The sequence below is a fragment of the Gluconobacter sphaericus genome, assembly GCF_016757795.1.
GTDB lineage: Bacteria > Pseudomonadota > Alphaproteobacteria > Acetobacterales > Acetobacteraceae > Gluconobacter > Gluconobacter sphaericus.
On record NZ_CP068419.1, the window covers coordinates 1641757 to 1666637 of the forward strand.

22 protein-coding genes and 3 pseudogenes are annotated in these 24881 nt (G+C 57.8%); 11 read left to right on the top strand and 14 right to left on the bottom strand.

The window, feature by feature from the left end:
- Nucleotides 1-75: 75 nt before the first annotated feature.
- The 8 genes and pseudogenes from IGS75_RS07800 to IGS75_RS07835 form a co-directional block, all read right to left on the bottom strand.
- A pseudogene (locus IGS75_RS07800) lies at nucleotides 76-297 on the bottom strand (hypothetical protein); the annotation flags it as partial.
- Nucleotides 298-386: 89 nt separating this feature from the next.
- On the bottom strand, nucleotides 387-809 hold the full coding sequence (locus IGS75_RS07805; protein ID WP_141353616.1) for a J domain-containing protein: 423 nt from the start codon (nucleotides 807-809) through the stop codon (nucleotides 387-389).
- Nucleotides 810-904: 95 nt separating this feature from the next.
- Nucleotides 905-1510, bottom strand: coding sequence for a response regulator transcription factor (locus IGS75_RS07810; protein WP_141353618.1), 606 nt, complete (start codon nucleotides 1508-1510; stop codon nucleotides 905-907).
- On the bottom strand, nucleotides 1507-2631 hold the full coding sequence (locus IGS75_RS07815; RefSeq protein ID WP_141353620.1) for a sensor histidine kinase: 1125 nt from the start codon (nucleotides 2629-2631) through the stop codon (nucleotides 1507-1509). Before IGS75_RS07815 ends, IGS75_RS07810 begins: the two co-directional genes overlap by 4 nt.
- Before the next feature lie 32 nt (nucleotides 2632-2663).
- Nucleotides 2664-3914, bottom strand: coding sequence for a tyrosine--tRNA ligase (tyrS, locus tag IGS75_RS07820; RefSeq protein WP_141353622.1), 1251 nt, complete (start codon nucleotides 3912-3914; stop codon nucleotides 2664-2666).
- Between the two features lie 101 nt (nucleotides 3915-4015).
- A complete protein-coding gene (locus IGS75_RS07825; protein ID WP_202256519.1) occupies nucleotides 4016-5422 on the bottom strand; it encodes an ABC transporter permease in 1407 nt (468 codons plus the stop codon).
- Entirely contained in the window at nucleotides 5419-6345 is a 927-nt protein-coding gene (locus IGS75_RS07830; RefSeq protein ID WP_202256520.1) for an ABC transporter ATP-binding protein, read from the bottom strand. The genes IGS75_RS07825 and IGS75_RS07830 overlap by 4 nt, the downstream gene beginning before the upstream one ends.
- Nucleotides 6346-6463: 118 nt before the next feature.
- Nucleotides 6464-7129: an alpha/beta hydrolase gene (locus IGS75_RS07835; RefSeq protein WP_141353660.1), complete on the bottom strand. Its 666-nt coding sequence runs from the start codon at nucleotides 7127-7129 to the stop codon at nucleotides 6464-6466.
- A gap of 136 nt (nucleotides 7130-7265) precedes the next feature.
- Here IGS75_RS07835 and IGS75_RS07840 point away from each other — a divergent pair, with 136 nt between their 5' ends.
- The 5 genes from IGS75_RS07840 to IGS75_RS07860 are packed head-to-tail and all read left to right on the top strand — an operon-like array spanning nucleotide 7266 to nucleotide 11606.
- Entirely contained in the window at nucleotides 7266-8366 is a 1101-nt protein-coding gene (locus tag IGS75_RS07840; RefSeq protein WP_237468716.1) for a cysteine desulfurase family protein, read from the top strand.
- Between the two features lie 22 nt (nucleotides 8367-8388).
- A complete protein-coding gene (locus IGS75_RS07845; protein ID WP_202256521.1) occupies nucleotides 8389-9522 on the top strand; it encodes a cysteine desulfurase family protein in 1134 nt (377 codons plus the stop codon).
- Between the two features lie 31 nt (nucleotides 9523-9553).
- Nucleotides 9554-9868 (top strand): ferredoxin family 2Fe-2S iron-sulfur cluster binding protein, encoded by a 315-nt coding sequence (locus IGS75_RS07850; protein ID WP_202256522.1) that lies wholly within the window; start codon nucleotides 9554-9556, stop codon nucleotides 9866-9868.
- A 5-nt stretch (nucleotides 9869-9873) separates the two neighbouring features.
- Nucleotides 9874-10959 (top strand): tRNA 2-thiouridine(34) synthase MnmA, encoded by a 1086-nt coding sequence (gene mnmA, locus IGS75_RS07855; RefSeq protein WP_202256523.1) that lies wholly within the window; start codon nucleotides 9874-9876, stop codon nucleotides 10957-10959.
- Nucleotides 10959-11606: a glutathione S-transferase family protein gene (locus tag IGS75_RS07860; RefSeq protein WP_202256524.1), complete on the top strand. Its 648-nt coding sequence runs from the start codon at nucleotides 10959-10961 to the stop codon at nucleotides 11604-11606. The genes mnmA and IGS75_RS07860 overlap by 1 nt, the downstream gene beginning before the upstream one ends.
- Nucleotides 11607-11609: 3 nt before the next feature.
- Here IGS75_RS07860 and IGS75_RS07865 read toward each other — a convergent pair whose 3' ends face one another.
- A complete protein-coding gene (locus tag IGS75_RS07865; protein ID WP_141353636.1) occupies nucleotides 11610-11822 on the bottom strand; it encodes a hypothetical protein in 213 nt (70 codons plus the stop codon).
- 463 nt (nucleotides 11823-12285) lie between these two features.
- Here IGS75_RS07865 and IGS75_RS07870 point away from each other — a divergent pair, with 463 nt between their 5' ends.
- The 5 genes and pseudogenes from IGS75_RS07870 to IGS75_RS07890 form a co-directional block, all read left to right on the top strand.
- Complete coding sequence (locus tag IGS75_RS07870) at nucleotides 12286-13545, top strand: cation:proton antiporter (RefSeq protein ID WP_141353638.1); 1260 nt, start codon at nucleotides 12286-12288, stop codon at nucleotides 13543-13545.
- Between the two features lie 132 nt (nucleotides 13546-13677).
- On the top strand, nucleotides 13678-14112 hold the full coding sequence (locus IGS75_RS07875) for a hypothetical protein (protein WP_237468717.1): 435 nt from the start codon (nucleotides 13678-13680) through the stop codon (nucleotides 14110-14112).
- 214 nt (nucleotides 14113-14326) lie between these two features.
- A pseudogene (locus IGS75_RS07880) lies at nucleotides 14327-14977 on the top strand (transposase); the annotation flags it as partial.
- A gap of 316 nt (nucleotides 14978-15293) precedes the next feature.
- Complete coding sequence (locus IGS75_RS07885) at nucleotides 15294-16631, top strand: IS110 family RNA-guided transposase (RefSeq protein WP_202256526.1); 1338 nt, start codon at nucleotides 15294-15296, stop codon at nucleotides 16629-16631.
- Between the two features lie 29 nt (nucleotides 16632-16660).
- A pseudogene (locus IGS75_RS07890) lies at nucleotides 16661-16957 on the top strand (IS5/IS1182 family transposase); the annotation flags it as partial.
- Between the two features lie 387 nt (nucleotides 16958-17344).
- Here the strand turns inward: IGS75_RS07890 and IGS75_RS07895 are convergent.
- The 5 genes from IGS75_RS07895 to IGS75_RS07915 form a co-directional block, all read right to left on the bottom strand.
- Nucleotides 17345-18286 carry a lactonase family protein gene (locus IGS75_RS07895; RefSeq protein WP_237468718.1) on the bottom strand — a complete coding sequence of 314 codons (942 nt, stop codon included), beginning with the start codon at nucleotides 18284-18286 and terminating at the stop codon, nucleotides 17345-17347.
- A 247-nt stretch (nucleotides 18287-18533) separates the two neighbouring features.
- Nucleotides 18534-19964, bottom strand: coding sequence for a c-type cytochrome (locus IGS75_RS07900; RefSeq protein ID WP_202256527.1), 1431 nt, complete (start codon nucleotides 19962-19964; stop codon nucleotides 18534-18536).
- Nucleotides 19961-21619 (bottom strand): GMC family oxidoreductase, encoded by a 1659-nt coding sequence (locus IGS75_RS07905; RefSeq protein ID WP_202256528.1) that lies wholly within the window; start codon nucleotides 21617-21619, stop codon nucleotides 19961-19963. Before IGS75_RS07905 ends, IGS75_RS07900 begins: the two co-directional genes overlap by 4 nt.
- 3 nt (nucleotides 21620-21622) lie before the next feature.
- On the bottom strand, nucleotides 21623-22291 hold the full coding sequence (locus tag IGS75_RS07910) for a sorbitol dehydrogenase family protein (RefSeq protein WP_228123950.1): 669 nt from the start codon (nucleotides 22289-22291) through the stop codon (nucleotides 21623-21625).
- Between the two features lie 43 nt (nucleotides 22292-22334).
- Nucleotides 22335-22829 carry a GlcG/HbpS family heme-binding protein gene (locus IGS75_RS07915; RefSeq protein WP_141353648.1) on the bottom strand — a complete coding sequence of 165 codons (495 nt, stop codon included), beginning with the start codon at nucleotides 22827-22829 and terminating at the stop codon, nucleotides 22335-22337.
- Between the two features lie 442 nt (nucleotides 22830-23271).
- Between IGS75_RS07915 and IGS75_RS07920 the strand changes: the two genes are divergently transcribed.
- Entirely contained in the window at nucleotides 23272-24855 is a 1584-nt protein-coding gene (locus IGS75_RS07920; protein ID WP_237468719.1) for a carbohydrate porin, read from the top strand.
- Nucleotides 24856-24881 lie beyond the last annotated feature (26 nt).

The window sequence follows — 24881 nt, forward strand, 5'->3', positions numbered from 1 at the left end:
TTCACCGGTATCCACTAGTCATTCTGCGCGGTGGATCACGTCCGGATTATGCTGGATGACGATTAGGGAATCGTCTGCATCGCGCAGTTCTTCGGTGGACGTCACGACCGGGACCGGCATTTGGCCGAACAGACGTCTGGCATAGGGGGAAATGGAATCCAGATAGAGTCTTTGCGCCTCGGCATAGATTGTCCCGAAGGCCAGTGAGGATTTGCCTGACTTGGAAATACCTGTGACCACGATGAGCTGGTTACGCGGGAGATCTGCGTCTACATTTTCCAGATTGTGTTCCCGCACTCTTCAGACACGGACCGTCTCATGGGGTATTCCTGATGATGTCAGCAAGAATGTAGATCCGCCAGACATCAGAGTGCACAAACCACGCTTCAAAAGCGGCGGTTGAGGCGGGCCTTCTGAAAGGCGGCGTTGATGATCTGCGTTTCCCGCATCGCCAGTTCACGGATTTTTTCTCCCATCGCGCCGACCTTGTCCGGATGGTACTGCCGGATCAGATCGCGATAGGCGCGCTTGATTTCGTCAGGCGATGCAAATTCGTTGACGCCGAGGACTTCGAACCACCTCCGGTTCGCAGGGGATGCAGCGATCGGGTCTTTCGCTGTTTTCTGATCGGTGTTTCCAGCATTCTTTTTGCCCGAGATCATCTGCATCACGATGCCAAGGATGATCAGAGCTCCAAGCGCAAAGACGATGAATTTCGCGAAAGCAAAGATGAGACCGAACACAAGTCCCAGATGGGTCACGACCCAGTAGACGAGAAACGCTGCTCCGATGAGCGCGAGAAGCTGCATGAAAAATCTTCCGCCAGTAGTCGCAAGCTATCCTACCATGGCCAGGCAGATTTTAGGGAACGGCTTCTTTTTCCGGACTGTCCTTTCCGCCCCTGTTAGAGCCAGCCGTTTGCTCGGGCGATCCGCCCGGCTTCAATGCGGTTGCGGGCATCGAGTTTCTGCACGATTTCTGAGAAGTAGTTGCGGACCGTGCCTGAGGAGAGGGACAATTCCTCCGCGATTTCGCGGTTGGTGCGTCCGGCTTCGGCGAGGCGGAGCATGGCGCGTTCGCGTTCGGAGAGCGGGTCGGGCAGGGCGTCCCAGACGGCTTCGGCCAGGTCGGGTGCGATGGCCCGGCCGCCTGCCGCGACCTTGCGGATGGCGGCGGCGAGCTGCGTGATGGGTGCGTCCTTGAGCATATAACCGCGCACGCCGGCCTGAAGTGCGCGGCGCAGATAGCCGGAGCGGCCGAAAGTCGTCACGATCATAACGCGGCTGGGTAGGCCTTCCTGAAGGATCTTTTCCGCAAGCTCGATGCCGGTGACATGGGGCATCTCGATATCGGTCAGGACGACATCAGGGCGGTGTTCGCGGATCAGGTCGAGCGCCTCGCGCCCGTCGGTCGCCCGGCCGACGATCCGGATGTCGTCTTCGAGTTGAAGCAGGGCCTCGAAGGCATCGAGGAGCATGGTCTGGTCTTCGGCGAGGATGAGGCGGATCACGGTAGTATCGTTGCAGTCAGCTTGAAGCCCTGGGGGTGGGGGGAGACGGTGAGCGTGCCGCCCGAAGCGGCAAGCCGGGCACGCATGCCACGTAGGCCGTTGCCTTCGATAAGGCTGGGGGCGGATTGCGCGGTTTGAAGTGGGCCATCGTCTTCGAGGGTGAAGGTGTAGATATGCCCATCAGCGTTATGTTGGAAGGTGAGGGTGCAGGTCCGGGCATCGGAGTGGCGGATGACATTTGTGACGGCTTCGCGCAGGGCCAGGGCAAGCACGCTGTTCTGCGGCTGGTCAGCGGAGGGACTGGGACCGTTCAGGGTGAGCGCGATCCCCGCTGTGTTCAGGGCCTTGCGGGCGCGACCCAGTTCTCGCTGGAGCGAAGCGCCGTTCATGCCGGAGACGGCGTCCCGGACTTCGCGCAAAGAGGTGCGGGCGATCTGGCTGATCTCGGTTACTTCCTGTTGCGCACGGGGTGCGTCGGATTTGAACAGGTGGTCGGCCAGTTCTGCTTTCACGGAAATGACCGTCAGGGAATGACCCAGAAGATCGTGCAGGTCGCGGGCGATGCGTTCGCGCTCGGCGGTCGTGGCGAGGGTGCGGATCTCGTTCTGGGCTTCGCGTAGTTCAAAATTACGGATGCCGAGCTGCCACTGCATCAGCGTGCCCATATAGGTGATGATGCTGAAAAAGGCGCCGGGGATGGCTTCTAGCGTGGTCTTGTGGCGGAAATGCCCGGAAATGATCAAGACGACCTGTAGCAGGATGACCATCGTGATGGACTGCCGTTTTCCGGGTAGCCGGGCACACATTCCAGCTGCGAAAATACAGTAGACTTGCCAGTCCCCATGCGTCCAGGCGCAGGCATAGCCGATCAGGTCGGTCAGGATGATCTCGCCGTAGCCGTAATATCTGTCCTTCCGGTAGGGGGCGAAATAGACCAGCAGGAAAACCAGCATGGCGGCTGTGGAGAACAGGATGCCAGGCAGTGTGGGGCGGTGATGGCCCAGCAGCCACGGGACGGGATAGAACAGCAGATAGCTTAGATAGGCCACCAGATACTGGTTGAAATGGGGCCAGGGCGTCTTACGGTCAGCCAGGTGGCGAGAGAGGGAATCTGCGGCCATTTGGTGAGGATGGTAACGGCTATGGCGGGTGTTCAGACCGGACGGAGCAGGATATGCTTCTTCTTGCCGGACGAGACCTTCAGGACACCGTCCCGCAGGTCGTCGAGCGTGAAAGTCTGGTTCTCGTCCGAGACCACCACGTCATTGACGCGACCGCCGCCGCCCCGGATCAGACGACGTGCTTCACCACCACTGGTGGCGATACCGGCCTCCTGAAAGACGCGGAAAGCAGGCAGGCCTTCGGCGATCAGGTTGGCGGGCAGGTTGATTTCCGGCAGCGCGGCCTGAGCGGAGCCCTGTTCGAAGACGCGACGCGCTGTTTCTGCGGCTTCTTCGGCGGCAACGCGGCCGTGGCAGATGGCGGTGGCTTCGGTCGCGAGGATCTTCTTGGCCTCGTTGATTTCCGAGCCTTCGAGCGCACCTAGACGCTCGCATTCCTCAACGGGAATATCCGTGAAGAATTTGAGGAAGCGGCCGACATCTGCGTCCTCGGTGTTACGCCAGAATTGCCAGTATTCGAAGGCTGCCAGTTTTTCTGGACGGACCCAGGTCGCGCCTTTGGCAGACTTGCCCATCTTGGCGCCCGACGATGTGGTGACGAGCGGGGTGGTCAGGCCGAAAATCTGCTTGCCGTCGGTACGGCGGGTCAGATCGATGCCGGAGACGATGTTGCCCCACTGGTCCGATCCGCCCATCTGTAGGATGGCGCCGTGGCGGCGGTTTAGTTCGCGGAAATCGTAAGACTGTAGAATGGAGTAGTTGAACTCCAGAAATGTCAGACCCTGTTCCCGTTCCAGACGCTGCTTCACGCTGTCGAAGGACAGCATGCGGCTGATGGAAAAATGCGCGCCGATATCTTGTAGCAGGTCGATGTAGGAGAGCTTGTCCAGCCAGTCGGCATTGTTCGCGAGGATGGCGCCGCTGGACGGGTCTTCGTCGCTGAAGGTGATAAACTGGCGCAGAGATTTTTCGATCCCGGCGATGTTGTGCGCGATCGTCTCGTTCGTGATGAGGGAGCGGGCCTCGTCGCGGAAGGACGGGTCGCCGATCTTGGCCGTACCGCCACCCATCAGGGCGATCGGGCGATGGCCGTGCTTCTGGAGCAGGCGCAGCGCCATGATGGAGAGCGCATTGCCGACATGCAGGGAGTCCGCTGTCGGGTCGAAACCCACATAGGCGGTGATCGGTCCGGCCAGCATGGCCTCGTCGAGGGCGTCGAGGTCGGTGCACTGGAAGATCAGGCCGCGGGCCTGGGCTTCGAGGAGGAACGGACTCTTTGGCATGGGTCGGTCTTGCTACGCTGCTACAGGAAAGGATGCGGACCCTAGCATGACCGGCGCCGGAGCGGAAACTCCGGCAGCGGCCATGATGGCGGGCCAGGTGCTTATTCTGTTTCGTAAGGCCAGTCGATGCGGGCCATGCGGGACGGGACGAGGAAGAAGCAGAGTGTCCCCAGGGCGGCGAAGGCCAGTGCGACCGGTCCGAAGATGCGGGTGCCCAGAATGAACGGATTGCATAATTGCAGTACGAAGGCGGGCGCGACGGTTGCTGCAATGATGACACTTTGCGGAGGCTGCTTCATGACGAGGAATGGCAGCGGGCAGCAGAACGTCACGCCGAGGGTTGCAACCAGAAGTTCTGTGGCGTCCAGCAGGGCATGCGAGAGTGCGAGCGGCTTGAATAGAGTGACCGGCAGCATGAGGCTCAGCGTGCGCAGCGGGGCCGTCAAGAAAACCCTGTTGGCTTTGGCGGTGAAAACTGCCCGCACGAAGTTCAGCCGGCTGCCGAAGCGACCCGTTGTCAGAAGCAGCGGCCAGTGTTTGCGGTTGCTGATCCAGGCGTCCTGCAGGGCTATCAGGATGGTCATGCCGGGGGTCAGATGTGCGATTCGGTTGCCGAAACTGCCATGTCCGAGCGGCAGGCTCCCCATGATCAGGACCGCGCAGGCGGGCATGAACAGGCTGGTCAGGAGATCACTGCGCAGATTGGTCGGAGTTGCGGGAGCTAGGAGCATCTGTCGCAACTGGTAGAAACTGGGACCCTGTGGGGCAATACGGGGTGTCGTTTCGGGAAGTGCAAAATCCGGGGTCGAGGCAGTGAAGCCGTCCGTGGAGGCCATCATGGCCGGGGAATGCAGACGGTTCGGCAGTGTCATGATGGCGGTCGTCAGCAGCCCCATCATGATGAGATCGGCCGGGATGGTCAGCAGGGCCGGGCGTGTAAGGGCCCAGAGCGGGAAATCGGTGGCAAAGGTCAGGAGCATCAGGCCCAGCAGTAGGCCGACGCCAATGACTGCCGTGATGCCCTTGGCCCTGCGTGACGTCTGCTGCGGCGGGGCATACCACTGGATGACGGCCGGCACAGTATTGAGAAGCGTGTAGAAAAGCGTGTCATGTAGGGGGAGGCCACTCCAGGCGAGCAGGCCGGAAAGTGCGAGGATGGCCCCCATGGACATCAGGGATGCCGCGCGGGCCTCTGCTTGGAGCAGGCCGGGGATGGCGGGGGCCTGGGATGCACCGATCTGGTTGCCCGAATGGGTTTGAAGGCAGTTCTGCACAAAGGTCGCGGCGATGGCCGCGTTGAAGACATTGGCGTGTTTGAGCGCCTTTTCCAGACTTTGGGTCAAGAGGGCAGCGTGCAGTTCATGAGCCGTCAGACCCGCCAGCAGGATGAAGATTACTGCCGTGAAGATCATCGGGTTGCCGACGAGGAAAATGCGCGTTCCATACAGCCGTAGGGCACGGATCATGTCGCTGCGTTCCAGGGCGCCCGAGGGCAGAAAGCTTCTCATGTCGCGGCGTCCGGGGTGTTGGTTTCAGCAGGAGAAATGCGCGGCGTCGTGATTTCCAGAAAGGCGTCTTCGAAATCTGGGATGACCGTCAGGGTGCCTTCGGGAAGGATCAGGTTTCCGGTCCAGCCATGAACCAGCAGCGCATCAGGACGCTGGCCGAGGATCTGAATATTGGCGGGTAGGACGGCGAGGAGCTGGTCGGGTGCGGGATGTTCGAGCCAGCGCGTGGTGGCGCGGAAAGTCTCGGTAGAGACGTCGAGCACAACATTTCCCTGCCGGACGAAAATCAGGCGCGAGCACAGGCGTTCGAGATCGGACAGGATATGTGACGAGATCAGGATGCTGGCGCCGGTCCGCTGCGTGTAGGTATCGAGCAGGTTTATGAAGTCGCGCCGGGCATGGGGATCCAGGCTGGCGACGGGTTCGTCCAGAACCAGGAATTCGGGGCTGTGACGCATGGCCAGAACGATGGCCAGACGTTGTTTCTGGCCGCCTGACAGGGAGCGCACCTGCTTTTTCGGGTCGAGGTCGGCCCAGGCAGTTAGGGCCGGATCGATGGGGGAAAGCTCCCCGTAGAACGCAGCGATGTAGTCCATGAGCTGGGCGACGCGGAAGTTGCCGAAGCCAGTCATGGTCTGGGGGACGAAGCCTGTCCGTGCTCGGATTTCGCGGGGGAGGATCGCGATGTTGTAACCGAAAATGTCGATGTTGCCGCTATCCGCGAGCAGGAAACCCATGAGGCATCCGATCAGCGTGGATTTGCCTGCGCCGTTACGTCCCAGAAGGGCTACGGTTTCGCCCTGCGCGATGGAGAAGGAGATGTCATCCAGCGTCCGGAAGCTCCCGAAGCTTTTGGTGAGGTGCGAGACCTCCACAGGCAAGGACGAGGCGGCGGCGGGATGCAGAATGTTTCGGTCTTGCATGAAATATCCGGTTACATATTTGTCTGGACGGAGCCAGGGATCGTGTAGCCCGAAGCAAAAATGGCTCTCCGGAATGGAGAGCCATTTTTGAAGTATCTGACGGGACGGATGCCCCGGATCAGTCTGCGGCCAGAGCCAGCGCCTTGCGGCCACGCATCGTGTTCACGTGGTCTTCGAGAGCTTCGGCAACCTGGTCGGCCTGCTTGGCGAAGATATGGTCGGCGTCTTCGAAGATGCGATAGTCGACGGCCACGTTCTTCTGGGTGTTCAGCTTGTCCACCAGCTTGCGGATTCCGGGTTCGGGAGCCATTTCGTCCCGGCCGCCAGCAATCATCAGGCCGCTGCAAGGACAGGGGGCCAGAAAGCCGAAGTCGTAGTCGTTGGCCGGCGGGGCCACGCTGATCCAGCCGCTGATCTCGGGGCGGCGCATCAGGAGCTGCATGCCTACGAAGGCACCGAAGGAATAGCCCGAGATCCACAGTTCTGTGGAGTTCGGATTGACCATCTGCATCCAGTCGAGGGCTGCTGCTGCATCGGAAATTTCGCCGATACCGCCATCATAGCGGCCCTGGGAGCGGCCCACGCCACGAGAATTGTAGCGCATGACCGAGAAGCCCATCTTCTCGAAGCTGCGATACATCGTGTAGGTGATGCGGTTATTCATGGTGCCGCCGTGGAGCGGATGTGGATGCAGCACCAGGGCAAGCGGAGCGTTGGGTTCGCTGGAGTGGTGGTAACGACCCTCAAGCCGGCCGTCTGGGCCGGCGAACATCACTTCAGGCATAATACTCTCGCACTGTGTCAGGCAGGATTGGAACTCTGCCGTCCGGTGGTGCTGTGTATATCGATTCGCAAAACCTGATTTCCACCAAAATCGACATGGCGTTGCGATTTCCGCCAGTTTGTCCAATCTGGAAAACATGATGACTGCACTCAAAACCGTCTCCGGGACGACCTATTTGGATGCCAATGCCACCGAGCCTCTGCGTCCCGGCGCGAAGGAGGCGGCGCTGGAGGGGATGCTGCTGTCCGGGAACCCGTCTTCGGTGCATGCCGAGGGGCGGGAAGCTCGCCGGTTTCTGGAGGATGCCCGCAGCCGGGTTGCCTCAGGTTTCGGGCGGATTTCCGGCACCTGTGTGTTTACATCCGGGGCGACGGAAGCCGATGCGATGGCGGTTCATGCGTTTGGACAGGAGCGCCGGATTTTCGTTGGGTCTACGGAACATGATGCCATTCTCAGGGCTGCACCGGAGGCTGAAATTCTGCCCGTGAACAGGAACGGAATTCTGGACGTGGAACACTTGCGCTCGCGGTTGCAGGACACCGGTCCGGCGCTGGTCTGCGTGATGTCCGCCAATAACGAGACGGGGGTGCTTTCGCCGCTGGAGGATGTACTGGCGGTCTGTCGCGACTCGGGATCGCATCTGCATGTGGATGCTGTGCAGAGCGCGGGACGGGTGCCGTTTGTGCTGGGCGGGTGCAGTGTTGCGGTGTCCGGGCACAAGATGGGTGGCCCAAAAGGGGCGGGCGCGCTCCTGCTTGCGGAAGACGAGCCCATGGATGCGCTGGTGGCTGGTGGCGGTCAGGAGCGGGGGCGCCGGGGCGGGACGCAGGCACTTCCAGCTATTCTGGGAATGGCGGCAGCGTTCGATGCCGCCCGTGCGCAGGACTGGGCTCCGGTGCAGCGTCTTCGGGGGCGTGTCGAAGCGGCTGCGAAAAGCGTTGGCGCGCGGATTGCGGGTGAGGCTGTGGCGCGGTTGCCGAATACGAGCTGTTTGATTCTGGACGGGGTAGCGGCTCAGGTCCAGCTTATGGCGCTGGATCTGGCCGGATTCTGTGTCTCGGCGGGGTCGGCCTGTTCGTCAGGAAAAGTGTCGTCTTCGCATGTCTTGCGGGCGATGGGGGAGACGGACGGCGCGTCGCAGGCCATTCGCGTGTCGCTGCCCTGGAATGTGCAGGAAGCCCAGGTCGAGGTGTTCTGTGATGCCTATGAGGCCATGGCGCGGCGTTTGCGGAAGTGAGACGGGCAAAGAGGCAGTAGGCATGATCTATCTCGATTATCTTTCGACAACGCCGTGTGATCCGGTGGTTGTGAAGGCCATGTTGCCGTGGTTCGGAGAAGATTTCGGAAATCCGCACAGTGTGCATGGGCCGGGGCGGAAGGCAGCGCAGGCCGTGGCGCGGGCGCGGGAAAGCGTGGCGAAGCTTCTGGGCGTGGAGGCGCGAGAGATCGTGTTCACCTCTGGTGCGACGGAGGCGAACAACCTCGCCATCAAGGGGGCGGTGCGGCATCTGGCGCGGCTGGGCGATCCGCGGAGACGGATTGTCACGGTGGTGACGGAGCATAAATGCGTTTTGGAATCGGTGCGCGATCTGGAAAAAGAGGGCTTTGAAGCGGTCGTACTCGGCGTAGACAGCGAGGGACGGGTTGATTCCGAAGCTCTGCGGGATGCACTGAAAGTGCCAACGCTTCTGGTCAGCATCATGGCGGCGAATAACGAGACCGGGGTGTTGCAGGATATTCCGCAGCTTGCGGCGATCGTGAAGGAGCGCGGGGCGCTGATGCATGTCGATTTGGCGCAGATGGCGGGGAAGATGCTGGTGTCGCTGCGGGATGTGGATCTGGCGTCCGTCTCTGCTCACAAGATGTATGGGCCCAAGGGGATCGGCGCGCTCTATGTCCGGAGAAAGCCGCGTGTCCGGTTGGAACCGCTGTTTTCTGGAGGTGCTCAGGAGCGGGGTCTTCGGTCTGGGACGCTGCCGACGCCTCTGATTGTGGGATTTGGGGAGGCTGTGGATATGGCGGCTTCGGCCATGGGCGATGAGGCGGCGCGGCACGTGTTCCTGCGAGATGATCTGTGGGCGCAGCTTCGTGAAGGCTTGCCGGGGGTCGTTCTGAACGGCGCCGGCGCGCCGCGTCTGGCAGGGGCATTGAATGTCTGTCTGCCGGAAGGATGTCGGGCGCTGGATGTTCTGGAAGCCTGTCCGGATGTCGCCGCTTCGACCGGATCGGCCTGTACCGCAGCCGAGATTGCACCGTCCTATGTCTTGACGGCGATGGGACTTTCTGCGGAGAAGGCGTCCCGGTGCTTGCGCCTGTCGGTCGGACGCTTTACCTCCAAGGCCGATATTGACCGTGCGGCCTCTTTTCTGATCGCAGCCGCCCGGGCGTGCTAACACAACTGAAACCGAAAAAAGCGGACGAACTATGCCCAAGATGACCTTTGTCGAGCGTGATGGAACCCGTCGTGACGTGGACGCGCCCGTCGGCCTGTCGGTGCTGGAAATTGCACATAAGCATGACATTGATCTGGAAGGCGCGTGTGAAGGCTCGCTTGCCTGCGCGACTTGCCATGTAGTGGTCGATCCTGAATGGGCTGCAAAACTGAGCGCGCCGACGGATGATGAGGAAGACATGCTCGACCTGGCGTTCGGTCTGGAAAAGACGTCCCGTCTGGGCTGCCAGATCGTCATGACGGACGCGCTGGATGGCCTGACCGTCCGCCTTCCGAAGGCGGGCTGAGCACTATGCGGATCCTCGTTGCCATGTCGGGAGGCGTGGACAGTTCCGTAGTGGCCGCGCTGCTCAAACGGCAGGGCCACGAGGTAATTGGCGCGACCCTCCAGCTCTACGATCACGGACAGGCGGCCAAGCCGGGTGCGTGCTGTGCGGGGCGTGATATCATGGATGCGCGCGCCGTGGCGGACCGTCTGGGCTTCCCGCACTACGTCATTGATGCGGAAAGCCGCTTCCGTGACAGTGTGGTCGAGAGCTTTGCGGACGCCTATGCGCGTGGCGAGACGCCTGTTCCCTGCGTGGCCTGCAATCAGGGCGTGAAGTTCACGGACCTTTTGGGCATGGCGCGGGATTTGGGCTGCGAGGCCATGGCGACCGGGCACTATGTCCGCCGTGTTGAAGGGCCGGATGGGGCGGAAATGCACCGTCCCGTCGATGCGGAGCGGGATCAGACCTGGTTTCTGTTCGCCACGACCAAAGGTCAGCTCGATTATCTGCGCTTTCCGTTGGGCGAGATGCCGGACAAGGCGCATGTCCGTGCGCTGGCCGAAGAGCTGGGGCTGTCGATTGCGGCCAAGCCGGACAGTCAGGATATCTGTTTCGTCCCCACCGGCTCCTATGCGGAATTGGTCGAGAAGCTGCGTCCGGAAGTACGGGGCGAGGGCGAGATCGTAGACGAGGACGGCAGGGTTCTGGGCCGACACGAAGGCGTTGCGCGTTATACAGTCGGGCAGAGCAAGCGTCTGGGCGATATCCATACCGCAACCGGCGAGCGCCAGATGGTGACGCGCATTGATGTGCCCAAGCGCCGTATCGTGGTCGGGCCGCGCGTGCAGCTTTCGGAAGCCGATAGCCGTCGGACCGTGCGTCTGCGGGACATGAACTGGCTGATCGACGCGCCCGCGGAGGGTGTGCGTTGCGGTGTGCAGATCCGGGCGCGGGAAAAGTTGCGTGAGGCTGTTGTAAAGCCTCTGGAGAACGGTGGCGCACTGGTGGAACTAACCGAAGCTGCCATGCCAGCGCCAGGTCAGGCCTGTGTGCTGTATGACGGAAGCCGCGTGCTGGGGGGTGGCTTCATTACTGCGGGAGAGGTCTGATGGCGGGTGTGCTGCTTTTGGGATCGCGCCGGTATTCGTCCTGGTCCTTGCGGGGTTGGCTGGCGGTGCGTTTGGCGGGACTGGACGTGACGGAAGAGGTTATCGCGCTCAAGGGCGGTGGCCGGACGACTGAGATCCATGCGCGTTCGCCGAACCGGATGGTGCCGTATCTTCAGCATGACGGTGCGGATGTCTGGGAAAGTCTGGCGATCTGCGAATACTGCGCGGAAATCGCGCCGTCCCTGTGGCCGGAAGATCGGATCGTGCGGGCTCATGCCCGTAGCATCAGCGGGCAGATGCATGCCGGTTTTCGCCCGATCCGCCAGAACTGTTCCATGGACGTGGAGCGTGTGCCGGCGCCCCTGCCGGAACTCGGCGAGGAACTGGCTGCCGACGTAGCGTTGCTGAGCCGTACGCTCAAGGGCGCGCTTCTGCGTTCCGGTCAGCCGACACAGTTTCTGTTCGGGGAGCATATGACGGCGGCGGACTGCATGTATGCGCCGATCGCCATCCGGATCCATACGTTCAAACTGGATGTTGATCCTGTCGTGAATACGTGGGTGCAGACGATGCTCAATCATCCGTTAATGCAGGAATGGTATGTACTGGCGAACGCTGAGCCTGCTGAGTGGCGCCTGACCTACTGAAGCCTAGTGGTGAACAAAACCCATTCCGGTCTGGAGGGCGGTTCTGAAGACTTCCCCCCAGATACTGCCGTTACCGCCCATGCCACTGCCCTGGTGGCCCCGGACATTGTAGCCGGAATCATCGTCATTGGCGCTGGTTGCCATGTCGGCAGGCGAGGAATGTGAGGCACAGGCTGAAAGCAGAATGAAAACGGCCACGGCGCAGTTTTTTTTCATGGGGACCGGTTCCTCCTGTTGCCCTGTCGGAAAGAATGCTTCCTGTCCTCATGACTGTCATGTCAGGAACCGTAAGGAAGCGTAATAGTGCCGTCTGGATTAGTGAAGGGTGGGTCCTGCGCCTGTCTGATATAGTTCGTAGTATCCCTTTTTGCCGGAAGAAAACCTAGTCAATCTGGCGGGTGGGAGCATGCTGTTCATCGATCCGACCTATGGGGATTGTCTGACGAAAGGCCATTCGGATGCTCCGGGTGGAGACTGAAAAATCCTGGCGTTCGACCTGCTCAATGGGTGCCTTCAGAACGGCCGTGTGTCGAATTTTCTCTGTGGGGGAATGGATTGCGGCGGTGTCCGCAAGAAACTGCGGGGGCTGTTGGCAGTTAAATATGCTGGACCTGTTCGCCTGCGGTTTTTTACGCTGTAAGGCGCTGCCGGAGCGGGGATCGGGGAGGAAAACGCGGGCATGAACTCTTTGGGGCTGTTTGCTCTGCTGCTGGCTGTGGCAACACTGCTCGGGATCATCAATTACCGAACTCTGAAATTGCCGCTGACCATCGGGATTCTGCTGATCTCGATGCTTATCTCTCTGGTCGTCATGATCCTGAACCCGCTGTTTCCGGCCTATGACCTGCAACAGGTTCCGCAGTCCCTGCTGGGAACGATCAATCTGCCCCGCACGCTGCTCGATGGGGCTTTGTCCTTCCTGCTGTTTGCGGGAGCGATGCAGGTCGATCTGGGCCAGCTACTGTCGCGTGGGAAATCGGTTGCGGCGCTGGCTATTCTAGGGACATCCTTGGCCGTGGGGCTGCTGGCGGTTCCGGTCTGGCTCATCTTTCCCGTGTTTGGACTGGCGGTCCCCTTCAGTTGGTGCGTGCTGCTCGGGGCGATGCTGGCGCCGACCGATCCGGTTTCAGTTGTGGGCATGCTGCGGCGACTGGGTCTGCCGTCAGCTTTGCAGGCGATATTCGCGGGTGAAAGTCTCTTCAATGACGGTGTGGGCGTCGTTATTTTCGGGACCATGATCGGGCTGGCGACCGGAGAGACGAGCTCCGTTTCGATTGGAGATTTCGTGCTGCGGTTTTTGGTGGAAGCCGTGGGTGGTGGTCTGTTTGGCGCCTTTATGGGTTGGCTAACCCTGCTGTTGCTGCGGGGTGTGGAGGACACGCAGATCGATCTTCTGGGCTCTCTCGCGCTGGCGACGGGGACGTATAGTCTGGCGAATGGGCTGCATATGTCGGGGCCAATTGCGGTCGTGGTGGCAGGCATGAGTCTTGCGGGCCAAGCAGGTCATCGGGCTATTACGCAGAAATCCCGCGAGGAAATGGTGGTGTTCTGGAATCTGATCGATGAGATCCTGAACGCGCTGCTGTTCCTGCTGATCGGGTTCGAGCTTCTGGAAATCCGGCTTCACCTGGCGCCGCTTCTGACGATGCTGGTGGTGATCCCACTTTCGGTTCTGGTACGGGGAGCGAGTGTTTTTCTGTCCACTATGCCTGTTCATCTGCAACCCGGAGAACGGGGGCGCGCGCTGGGCGTTCTGACCTGGGGCGGATTGCGGGGTGGTATTTCCGTTGCGTTGGCCTTGGGGCTTCCGGCCGGGGAGCTGCGCGAGACGTTGCTCCCGGTCTGCTATGGGGTCGTGGTCTTCACTATTATCGTGCAGGGGCTGACGATGGAGCGGGTGGTGCGCTGGCTTTACCCCGAGACAGCTCCGCCATCCTGAAGCGCCATTTCCGCAAAAGGTGTTTGGTTGACTGTATGGGTTCTGCCGGGGGGTGTGATAGATTTGGGAAATAGACGGTTTTGTTGGAGTATTTTGCAGATGGTGTGCTTGAGATATTTCAGGGATTTCACAATGGCAGCGTTGCTGGGGGCTGGGCTTGTCGTACCTCAGTTGGCGTCTGCCACGCCGCTGGTGGGTCAGAAGGCGTGCTGGATGTCAAATGTGGGTGAGGACCCGCGTCCTGAAATCAGCTGTCAGAGCCTTTCGCCCGAGTTTCTGCGCAAGCTGGAACATGCAACCCCGGCTCAGGTGCGCAAATTGTTTGCCGTTCCTGGAAAAGACGGAAAGCCGACCTATTTCGAAGGTGTGGGTAAGATTCCGGGTTTTCACAACGGATATGTCGACTTGGTCTACAGCAAAGGTCATGTGACGAATGTGAGTGCGGTGACGACCGAGTTCCAGAATAACGGCATGGCAGGCCCGGAAATGGATTTCCGCTGGGATGCCGTAAAGGGTGAATGCTCGGATTTCCCTGGCTCAACCCAGCGCTGCAATACGGTTGAGTAAGGGGGAGTAACCCTCTGGAATCTCTGTTGATCTGACGCTGTGGATGATTTGGGGCCTGATTGTTGGCCGCTTCTAGAGGCTGGTTGCGGCCTCGTCCAGAATTATCGTTGCTTTGTCGTGAAGCCGGATGGCGGTGGAGGATTCGAACCCCCTCCCTTGGCTCTGACCTGTTCTGTGTACTTCCATTTCTCTTGTGTTCATTGGGGCATGGATCATGAGGCAGTCTGGTTTCTTCGATGTTGAAGAACGGCTTGCCTGGCTGAGTGGGCCTGGTGATCAGCTCGAAGCGTTTTCCCGGACTGTGGATTTGGAGGTGTTCCGCCCTGATCTGGAGCAGGCTTTGGTCTGTTCAGGTGGGAGTAAGAGCGGGTGACCACCGTTTGATCCCGTGTTGATGTTCAGGATCCTGGCGATCCATATCCTGAACAGTCTCTCCGACGAGCGGACGGAATATCTGATCAACGATCGCCTCTCTTTCTTGGTCTGAGGCTTTAAGATCGGGTGCCGGATGTCAAAGCGGTCTGGCTGTTCCGCGAACGTCTGACACAGTCGGGCGTGATTGAAAATCCGTTCAATCGCTTTGACGCAAGCCTGCGTAACGCCGGGTATTTTCCGATGTTAGGCCAGATCCTGGATGCCACGCTGGTGGCTACTCCAAAGCAGCGGAACACCTACGATGAAAAGACAGACCTGCGGGAAAGACGGCCCACAGGAGTGGCAGGGCAGGCCCGCAAAGCTGTCGCAGAAGGATCGTCATGCACGCTGGACACTGAAGTTCACGAAGGCGAAGCAGCAGGATGATGGAACCATGCCGTCGAGCGATCTCGCCATCCCGTTTTTTTGCTACAAGTCGCAGGTATCGATAGCGGGACCGGGTTTGATGCCATGGAGAAAGTCGGAGAAGCACAGGCTTCGGAGACGTGCTTGTGGATCAGACCCGGTTCCCGGCATGCCGGGAACCGGGTCTATACTCTCAGAGCGAACCAGGCCGGTTCGGGGCTGAAGTCCCTGAGAGATCCGCCGATCGTCTCGTCTTTTGTGAAGCATGAACCCGGTCCGGCCGCGCTGACGGGGCAAGAGTAACATGATTGTGGCGTCTGCTTTGAGTGAAGTTGATCGGCCACGAATGACACACCTGACTGTGACCGTAGCGTTGGTTCCCTCACCAGAAAGGACCGACCATGACATTCCGTACCATTGGTATTGATCTGGCCATTCGCGGAGATCACCTCGCTCAGATCTATGACGATGGCCGCCCTAATGGCCGTGCAATTCGTTTCAGGCACGATCAGCCTTCACTCGCCGCTTTTGTTCAGACAGCCGTGATGGGGCTGAGGGCGGATGACCACATTCAGGCCATCATGGAGCCAACCGGTATGAGCTGGTTTCCTGTTGCCCACCATCTTGCAGATGCTGGCGTCACCGTGGCTCGCGTCAAGGGAAAACGGGTCAAGGCTCTACGCCGCTACCTTTCCGAACACGCCAAAACGGATATGGCTGATGCCCAGATCCTGGCGGCCATACCGTCATTTGGTGGACCACGTCTTGATCCAGTCCACATTCCGGATCCGCAAAGCCACGCTCTTCAACGTCTAACCAAACAGAGAAGCCGCTTTCAGAACGAGATCGCGGATGCCAGGCGGCGCCTGCTTGATCTCATTCGTTGGGCATCCCCCAGGCTTGAAGCAGTCTTGCCTGACTTAGGAACACGGCTCTCTTTGGCCCTGTTGCAGAAATGGTTTCACCCCTCGGATGTTTTGAAGGCGCGTCGTACGACACTCGCCAAATATGTTGGAGCTCATGCGGGAGGGAACCATCCGCGCAGTGGGCCTTTTGTGGAAACGCTGATCACAGGGTTACGTGAAGCAGCGCAATACGCCCAGAACCTTCATGGGACACACATTGATTTTTCGGAACTGCAATTCGAAATCGCGACGGAAATTGAGAATGTTCTGAAGAAAATTCAAATAGTTGGAAATCTTGAGCAGCATATTGCAGATCTCTACAAACACCTCGACCCACAGGCTCTTCTGCTCAGTATTCCGGGTGTCGGCCGTCATCTCGCACCGACCCTGATTGGTATCTTGCAGAACATTGAGCGGTTTCATTCCGAAAAACATTTACGGGGTTTTTGTGGCCTGTTTCCCAGGAGGGCTGATAGTGGTGGTGTGGAGCGAGCGGGCCAGACCCTGACCCAGGGTGGCAATAACCGCATCAAACACGCACTTTATCTTGCTGCTGATACGGCACGAAAAACAGATCCTGAACTGGCAGAACTTTATTGGAGGCTGATGACTGCGAAAGGTCATCATCACAAACAGGCTTTATGTGCCGTTGCCAATCGTATTGTGAACCGGATCTTCAGCGTTCTCAAACGAGGAAAGCCTTATGAAGTGCGCGACAGGGAGGGAAACGGCATCACCATGTGTGAAGCAAAAGCCATCATTCTGGAGCGCTATACTGTCGGAGAAAACATCAGAGCAGGACGTCGTTCCAATCGGATCGAAAAGAACTCCTGAAACCGGAAAAATTGCTTGCGCTCTCGGTACAAGATCACATCTCCATCGACGGGAAGTTCCGGTTCATCCACGGATGGAAAACAACAGATGCCGCCGCCAATGAAGACGTCATGGAAAAGCACGGCTTTGTCTCGAAGGTTCACATAACAAAGCCGCATCTCAAACCTATGCCCCCGCATATCCAGAAATCGAATGCTGGAAAGTCGGTCATCCGCTCGCGTGTCGAGCATATCTTTGTCGACCAGAAATCACAGACGGAATTGTTTATCCGAGCAGTCGGCATCACCCGGGCCACAATAAGGATCGGGCTGGCCAATATCGTTTAAAACATGCGCCGCTTTCTCTTCCTCGAAAGGTTGAACGCGAGCGCGTAGTCATCCCGGTGGCGAGACGCCCTGGTCTGTTCAAAACGTAGATCGAAAACGACCCAAAAGAACCGTCAATCATAACGCCAAATGCCTAAAAGCAGAGCCAAGACACATCAACCAACGGTTCTTCGATCCATTCAGGTCATAAGACCGTTTTTCCGGTATGTCTGAAGCTTTGAAATTGGCGCTGCCTGCCTTTCCACCAGTCTTTTACGGGTGTGTGGTTTACCCATACGATCAAGGGGCTCTGAGCTGGCCTTGAAAGTTAGGGAGGACAGGCCTTTCTGCTCCGCGCTAAGAGCAGCAAAAAGGAACACCCAACCAGGAAAATGTTTCTGCTGCCTGTTACCGCAAAGTTTTTTCGAGGTCGGCACCCCCTCCCGGAAGCGGGGTTTCGCCAGTTTTGCGGAGTTGCGTGCCATTCCATGTCAGGGTTAGTAGACTACGATCCATGACACCTTGGACCAGAATATTATGACCATCTGGAGAGAAAGTCAGTCCCTGCGGCCAGAGTGTGCCCGGAGCTTGTGCCAGTGGTGTCAGATGACCGTCGCCGAATGAAAAAACTGTGACGATCCCCCGGTCGTGGTAGAGTGGAGATGTAGGGGAAAGTGCAGAGCCGTTCTGGGAAACGACGGCGACATAGTGGCCATCTGGAGAAATATCGAGCCCTTCCGGCGCGTTGGGGACGGGAGTGCGCTGGATTTCCCGGATTGGTTCGGCGCTTAGATCCAGAACCGAAAGAGCACCGGGCAACCCTTCACCATGACCCAGCATTCCCATGACGGCGTAATGCCCGTCCTTGCTCAACTGGATATTCCAGGGGCCGGGTTTGATGTTCAAAGGATGAGGATCGACGGTAATCTGGTCGCCGTTGATATGGAGGGTATAGACCTTGTCCGCCTGCCAGAGGCTCACAAGGGCGCGCTTCCCGTCGGGAAGGATAGCGAGACCACCCGGAAAGCCGGAGACGGGTAAGGAAATCACGCGTCGATTGCTAAGGTTGTGTCCGTTAAACCTGAACCAGGTCAGAACTCCGGATTTGCCATTGGCGACGAGAAGATGGTGTCCGTCAGGCGTGAAACGCAGGGTGGTCGCGCCGGGAGCAGATGCTACGCGCTGTATGATTTTCGGTTCTGCCCCGGAAATATCGATGACAGTGATCTCATCGTCCGGAACGATTTTCCCCGCTTCAGGATCAGGCTTTGAAGCCGCGGAGACGACGAGGGTTTTGCCATCGGGACTGAAGGTAACGGCGGTAGGTGGCCCGATGACGCTAGTAGGCACATTGATGCTCGTCCGGACTCTCCAGACGCCATCGGGTGTTTGCACAAGAAACGAGAGGGAGTCTGGTTTCAGGGGGTGTGGCAGGACCTGTACCCCGTTTTGAAGGATGGAATGTGCATCATTCGCTGACACCACGGTCTGGGCGTGGGTGGATGAAGCGAACGCAAGCAGTGCGGTACAGGAAAGCAGGCACAGTCTTTGCATCTTTGGAGTCTCCTGAAGACGTTAGACGACAGGGCGGAAAGCCTCAGGCTTTCGCCTTGCGGGAAAGTCGGATGAAGAAAAGAATGGCGATGGCGAAGATCAGGGCTGCTCCGATCATCGCGGGGACTGTGAAAGCGCCTAGCTGCGCAATAAGCGGTTTGGGACCACCGGAACGGATGAGCTTCACATCGTCAGGTGTGACTTTGACATTCGGATTGCCGAAGCGCTGCTCAACGTAATTGCTGATATCGGCAATGTCCTGATCGGACAGGGAGTCAACATACGAACCTGGCCCAAATCCAGGCATATAGGTCGTATGACCGTTGACCTCTCGCCGGACCCCCATGAGGATCGTGGTGATCAGGTTATCGGCGATCGGGGCGCCCAACGCCGTATTGTGGAAAAGTTGTGGGTAGTACCCGTCCGGGCTGCCTTGGCCAGTTGGCCGATGGCAGGCTGCACACTCTCCCGAGAAGAGATATTCGCCGCGACCGATCCGGCTGGCGGGCAGAGCGCGGTAGAAGGATTCACGATCGGAAATTTTCCCATAGCTATCCCTGGGGGCCTTGTCCTTGCTGTCCGAAATAGCCGGAACCTGCTTGATGTAAGCAACCATGGCGCGGATGTCGGCATCGCTCAGATATTGGAAGCTGTGCTCAATGGCCTCTGCCATTGGGCCGCCTGCCTGAGCTTTTCCGGGAACGTCGCCGGTTTTGAGGTAGCGGACAAGATCGTCGTTGCTCCAGCCGCCGATACCGCTGACAGGGTCTGAAGTCACATTCGGCGCATACCAGGATGATAGTGATGCACCGGCCAGAGGGCTGCTGCCCTTCTCTGCCATCATGGCGTTGCGGGGGGTGTGGCAGGTGTCACAATGTGCCAGGGCGTAGGACAGGTAATGCCCGCGATTTACTTCCACGGATTTGGAGGGATCGAGCTTGAAGCGGGTATCATCTAGGAAAAGGGCATTCCATATCGCCATGGAAGCCCGGATATTATAGGGGAAAGGCAGCTCGGTTTTCTGCGGTCTGCTTTCGACCGGTTTCACCGATGTCATGAAATAGACGTACAGGGCGTGGACGTCGTCATCTGTCAGCTTGGTGTACGAGGTGTAAGGCATTGCAGGATAAAGATGAGCTCCGTCGCGTCGGATGCCTTCTCGCAACGCATGGGCGAACTCTTTCTCGGTGTAGTTCCCGATGCCGTATTTTTTTGAAGGTGTGATGTTAGTCGAATAGATGGATCCAAGTGGAGACGCGATGCCATAGCCGCCGGCAAACGGTTTATTGGAGCTGGGCGCCGTGTGGCAGGCTGCGCAGTCAGCAGCGATGGCAAGATAATGCCCGCGTTCGGCGACAGCCGTGTTGGGATCAGTAGCTTGTGCATGCGCAAATGTGATGGTGTTAAGTCCGATTGCAGCGGAAAGGACGAAATAGCCGGGAAGGTCCAGGCATTTTTGTCGTTTTTGTTTCATGCCTGCCCCCGTGCGAAAGCGGCCTTGATGGAATCGGCAGCTTTCAGACCGAGCGCTGCCATGCTGAGCGTGGTGTTGACGACGCTGGCGGACGGCATCGCGCCGCCGCCAGGAATCCACAGGTTGGGGTGGTCATGGGCCCGACAGTTTCCGTCTACGACCGAGTCCTTGGGGTCCCGCCCCATGATCGTGCCGCCCATGATATGATTGTTGGCGTTATAGTTCGTCGTGATGCGGAGTTCAGTTCCGCCCAGCAGGCCGGCAATCTGCTTGACCTGAGTGTTGACCGCATCCAGTCCTTTGCGGACATAGTCGCCGACATCGTAGTGGATATCAGGGCAGGCCAGCCCCAGAGGATCCTTGCGGGTTTTGCTCAGCGTCAGACGATTTTCCGGATCAGGAAGCGGTTCAAGGCTGATGGAGAGGTCAACACCGCAGGCTGCACGGCGGCGGATTTCGTCATCAAGCTCTTTGCCGACCAGACCCAGTTTGAGGGCCTGTTCCGTCGCAGGAGCGACGCGGCTGATATTGTTGAGGATCATCTTGTTGGCCGAGTATTCCCGCCGGAAATCTCCGTCTCGGGGGCCGACGATGCAGCTGCTTTGGGCTGGTCCGCGTCCAAACCAGAGAGGTTCGTTGGCCAGAAAGGATGCATGGACGCCCGAGTGGTCCATCATGTTGCGTCCCACCTGATCCGAGGAATTGGCGATGCCGTTCGGGTTGCGTTCATTCGCCGCCAGAAGCAGAAGACGCGGGTTTTCGATACCATTACAGGCGAGCACGAATGTCTTGCCGGTAGCCTTGTGGGACTGCCGGTGCGCGTCATACCAGTGCACGGCCGTCACGCGGTTGTTTTCATCGGTATCAATACGGTAGACAACCGCTTCGGCGATGGTGACAGCGCCCTTAAACTCAGCTTTTTCGATGTGCTGAATGCCATTGTACATGGCGCCGATGGGGCAGATGGGTTGGCAGTTGTTATTGCCACAGCAGGCGGGGCGCTCACCGTAAGGTTCAATACTCCGTCCCTGTGGGATGGGAACAAGGTGAAAGCCGTGGGGGTTGACGATTTCAGCGACCCGACGGTCTCCATATCCGAACGGTATCATGTCCCGGGGGTAGGGGCGGCTCCGTTCCGGAGGGGACTGGAGCGATTTGTCGTGCGGACCTGATACGCCCATTTCCTCTTCGGCGCGGCAATAAAACGGTTCCAGCTCATTGTAGGAGATGGCCCAGTCGCGTCCGACGCCATAACGTGTCTTCATCTCGAAGTCGGAAGGAAGGTGGCGCCAGCAGGAAGCGGCCCAGTGCCATGTCGTTCCACCAACGGTGCGAAGGTAGCCTTGCTTGAACGCTGAGCCGTTGGGGCCTGACAGGCCTACATAGTCATTGGGCGGAAAATATAAGGGGGCCTGAGCCAGCGGAGACTGGGGATAAAGGCCTTGAAAATCAGAATGGAGCCGGTTGTGAAACGACATGTTGCGCCAGTTTTCCACATATTCTGCGCGCTTGAGGCGCAGGCCCGCCTCCAGAATCAGTACGGAATGGCCAGCAGCAGCAAGCTCGTTTGCCACCATGCCGCCCACTACTCCGGAGCCGACGACAATGACATCCGCCGATACATCTCCAGAGGATGAAAAGTCCGGTTTAGCCATGGGTTAGTGCTCCTGACGGGGTTTGGGAACGTAGGGGGGAGAAGGGGGCATGATGGGTTTCAGGGGCGGCGACTGCGGCGGAATTTTGCTTTCCACGCCGAGGGGGGCTGGGGGCGGTGGCGTCGCTGGAAGCGGAACATGGATCGGAATGCCAAGTGCCGGAGGTGTCTCGGTCCACCATCCTGGGCGTGCAAAGCAGTAAGTTGGTACCGGCAGAGCGTCTTTCGTGGGCTGGTACATGAGAGCATTGTAATAGGCGACCATGGGGGCGCCTGTTCTGTCTTCGACTGAGCCGGTGTACCAGGCAGCATTAAGGGCCAGAAAAGCCTTTTTCAGATCACCGGAGCGTTCGAGCATTTCTCGGGGTTGCCCCCCTTGTGCTGTGATAGAGGCCAGGGCCTGGATTGTGCTTGCATACTCAGGAAAAGTGGCCTGCATGGCGGCGCAGAGGCGGCTGCTGAGGAGCGGATCGAGATCAGGACGCCCGGTGATCGCCCGTGAGACGGCCAAGAATGTTTCATCAAGTGGAATGGCGGCAAGAGCGGCTGCATTTCCAAGGACTGAATTGCCGACAGCAACAGAAATACTGCCCATGATGGTCCCGAGCAGCAGGGAACGGCGCCCCAGAGCAGACTGCTGAACAGGGGGGGGAGAATGGCGGCCTTTGGTCATGCCTTAACTCCTTTTCCACGATGCTCTGCAACAGAGATCATTGTCATTTCAGAGATCCCACCGCAGCATTGGCGGCATCGGCGTCCTGGGCATTGTTGCCTCCACTGACACCGATGCCGCCCATAAGCTGGGTCTTACGGAAAATAGGGACCCCCCCCCCTGCCGGCATGGCATGGGGAAGAGCCAGAACGGCCATTTTCCCGCCGCTCAGAGCCGCTTCGAAAGTGGCTGACGGGCGCTTGTAAAAGACAGCGCTGACCGCCTTGCGTTGGGAAAGGTCGATACTGGCGAGCTGTGCTCCCGCCATACGTTCGACAAGAATGGGTTGCCCCGAAGGATCAACCACAGTCACGACGATGCTCGTCTGGTTCGATGCTGCTTTCTTTTCAGCCGCCTGAGCCAGAAGGCGCGCCTGAGAAAGGGAAAGGGGTGGGAAAGAGGTTTCTTCCGCTTGAACCACCTGCGGAATGACTCCAAGTCCGATAAACACTGCACAACTGACATGTTGCAGGATTTTGCGAGCGTTCTTTGTGGACATATTCCTGAATAGCAGCACGGGACGCGCCTTTCGGTCATATTTCGTAACGGCTAAACGGCATGTGCCACGAGAATTGAGAGTCTACCTAGATCGGTCTAATTCACTATATTGTGACAAAGTATGGAAAAAGCGTGGATTTGCCGTCGGAGAGAAGGCAAGGTTTTTGGCGCTTTATGATGCCAAGCGCTGCTATCTCAATGAAAAAACGTTATTTTTTCTAGTTCAAAATTCCCGGAAAATTTTAGATCGTTCTAAATTCTTTTTTCAGGTTCTCAATGTCGTGAGGATGTCTTCACAGAATTCGTGATGAGTTCCTCTATGGGAAATGAGAAAATTATATGGCATGCCGCTTCCAGAGAAGAAACGAAGTAACTGATTCTGCATTCAATGATTCGCACTAGTAGATCAGTAGATTCGCAAAGTATGATTCATTGGAACGAAGATGTTTAAGAATCGTCTTACAATAATCAATTCAGAAGTGCGTTCGTTTTTTGCATATAGAATCTGTAAAAAAATATTATATTTTTTTTTGATTTATGGAGTTTCTGGGGGATTCTCGTTTTTGTTTGCGAAAGATCAGATCCAAGTCCAAAATTTGGGGCCGCAGCAAAACGCGTCAACGCCGTTGAATTCCGTTGAGCAAAATGCTCCGCCTCAGTCTTCTATTGCTCCTGGTATTTTCACCACTTATCCCGCGCCCCCTTTGTCTCCTCCGCAGGCAGCGCCTTCCGCTATTACGGAAGGGCCACCTTCCATTTTTCCGGATTTTTTTGGCATGACGCCTTGGTTAAGAAAACACGGAATTGGTTTTCATTTTGATAATACAAATGAATATGCTGGGGCGTTGCAGCATCCAACGAAAGGCCCGCATTATGGAAATTATAGGGATGGATCAAGTAATGCTGGACAATATTCAGCAAACCTTATTGTGGACTGGGAGCATCTTGCTGGCATAAGGGGTTTTGTGACGCGCATGACGACCGTTGGTCGTTATGGAACCACTGCAAACCGGATGTTCGGTGACTGGCTGGCGCATAGTTCTGAAATCTATGGCGGCGGAGGGAACGTGGTGGTTCATCTCGTCTCATTATATGGAGAAGAAAGTCTCTTTGGTGGCAGGTTTCTGATCGCGGGTGGGCGTATGTCCCAGCTGTCCGACTTCGCATCGAGCCCTATTTTTTGTAGCTTTCAGAACAATTCTTTCTGCGGACGGCCAAAGGCGGCTGCGGATAGCAACTATTATGGTAGCTACCCTGCGGCGACATGGGCTTTCCGTATGAAAGGCCGCCCTCGTAAGGATCTTTATATTCAGGCCGGCGTCTATTTTGCCGAAAACGGGATCTATCAGAACTATCAGCACAGGACGGGATTTAAGTTCAACGGCGCCAATATCGTTGGATATGAAATTCCGATCGAAGCTCAGTGGGAACCCCATTTCGGATCTCATCATGATCTCCCGGGTCATTACAAGTTGGGATTTGTTTATGATGATGTGCGGCGGTCTGATAATTATTACAACACAGCTGGACAGTCTTATTATGTATATGGCGGGAAGCAGTTGATGAGAAACTCTTCATGGCAAACATATTTTATGTTCGATCAGAAATTAATGAACTATACGGGAAGGGCAAAGTCTGCTGGTTTAACTTTTATGGGCGGTTATATTTATAATTCCCCGCATACTGCCGTCCGTGATTTTGAAGTGTACGGTGCGCTCTTAAGCCAGGGACTTATTCCTGGTCGTCCGGAGGATGTGTTCGGTGTTGCTTTTTCTTATGTAAGCATCGCACCTGGAACCCGTGACACAACTATGGCGATGGTCGCTGCTGGGGATTATTCGGGGATGCCGAACCACGCAACCGGCGTGCAGACCAACGCCGAGGTGCTGGAAATCGATTATTCCATAAATGTGATGCGAGGCGTAACGTTCCGGCCGGATTTTCAGTATTATATTCATCCCAATGGACAGGTCGGGTTGCGGAATTCAGCGATGCTGGGGTTCAAGTCCTATGTGTCTCTTTTTTAGATCGATCTATGGGATCCGGAACATGA

Bases quoted from the DNA above. Each gene is read 5' to 3' on its own strand.
- IGS75_RS07805 (WP_141353616.1), bottom strand. From the start codon at position 809: ATGCAGCTTCTCGCGCTCATCGGAGCAGCGTTTCTCGTCTACTGGGTC.
- IGS75_RS07815 (WP_141353620.1), bottom strand. From the start codon at position 2,631: ATGGCCGCAGATTCCCTCTCTCGCCACCTGGCTGACCGTAAGACGCCC.
- tyrS (WP_141353622.1), bottom strand. From the start codon at position 3,914: ATGCCAAAGAGTCCGTTCCTCCTCGAAGCCCAGGCCCGCGGCCTGATC.
- IGS75_RS07825 (WP_202256519.1), bottom strand. From the start codon at position 5,422: ATGAGAAGCTTTCTGCCCTCGGGCGCCCTGGAACGCAGCGACATGATC.
- IGS75_RS07830 (WP_202256520.1), bottom strand. From the start codon at position 6,345: ATGCAAGACCGAAACATTCTGCATCCCGCCGCCGCCTCGTCCTTGCCT.
- IGS75_RS07835 (WP_141353660.1), bottom strand. From the start codon at position 7,129: ATGCCTGAAGTGATGTTCGCCGGCCCAGACGGCCGGCTTGAGGGTCGT.
- IGS75_RS07840 (WP_237468716.1), top strand. From the start codon at position 7,266: ATGATGACTGCACTCAAAACCGTCTCCGGGACGACCTATTTGGATGCC.
- IGS75_RS07845 (WP_202256521.1), top strand. From the start codon at position 8,389: ATGATCTATCTCGATTATCTTTCGACAACGCCGTGTGATCCGGTGGTT.
- IGS75_RS07850 (WP_202256522.1), top strand. From the start codon at position 9,554: ATGCCCAAGATGACCTTTGTCGAGCGTGATGGAACCCGTCGTGACGTG.
- mnmA (WP_202256523.1), top strand. From the start codon at position 9,874: ATGCGGATCCTCGTTGCCATGTCGGGAGGCGTGGACAGTTCCGTAGTG.
- IGS75_RS07860 (WP_202256524.1), top strand. From the start codon at position 10,959: ATGGCGGGTGTGCTGCTTTTGGGATCGCGCCGGTATTCGTCCTGGTCC.
- IGS75_RS07865 (WP_141353636.1), bottom strand. From the start codon at position 11,822: ATGAAAAAAAACTGCGCCGTGGCCGTTTTCATTCTGCTTTCAGCCTGT.
- IGS75_RS07870 (WP_141353638.1), top strand. From the start codon at position 12,286: ATGAACTCTTTGGGGCTGTTTGCTCTGCTGCTGGCTGTGGCAACACTG.
- IGS75_RS07875 (WP_237468717.1), top strand. From the start codon at position 13,678: ATGGCAGCGTTGCTGGGGGCTGGGCTTGTCGTACCTCAGTTGGCGTCT.
- IGS75_RS07885 (WP_202256526.1), top strand. From the start codon at position 15,294: ATGACATTCCGTACCATTGGTATTGATCTGGCCATTCGCGGAGATCAC.
- IGS75_RS07900 (WP_202256527.1), bottom strand. From the start codon at position 19,964: ATGAAACAAAAACGACAAAAATGCCTGGACCTTCCCGGCTATTTCGTC.
- IGS75_RS07905 (WP_202256528.1), bottom strand. From the start codon at position 21,619: ATGGCTAAACCGGACTTTTCATCCTCTGGAGATGTATCGGCGGATGTC.
- IGS75_RS07910 (WP_228123950.1), bottom strand. From the start codon at position 22,291: ATGACCAAAGGCCGCCATTCTCCCCCCCCTGTTCAGCAGTCTGCTCTG.
- IGS75_RS07915 (WP_141353648.1), bottom strand. From the start codon at position 22,829: ATGTCCACAAAGAACGCTCGCAAAATCCTGCAACATGTCAGTTGTGCA.
- IGS75_RS07920 (WP_237468719.1), top strand. From the start codon at position 23,272: ATGTTTAAGAATCGTCTTACAATAATCAATTCAGAAGTGCGTTCGTTT.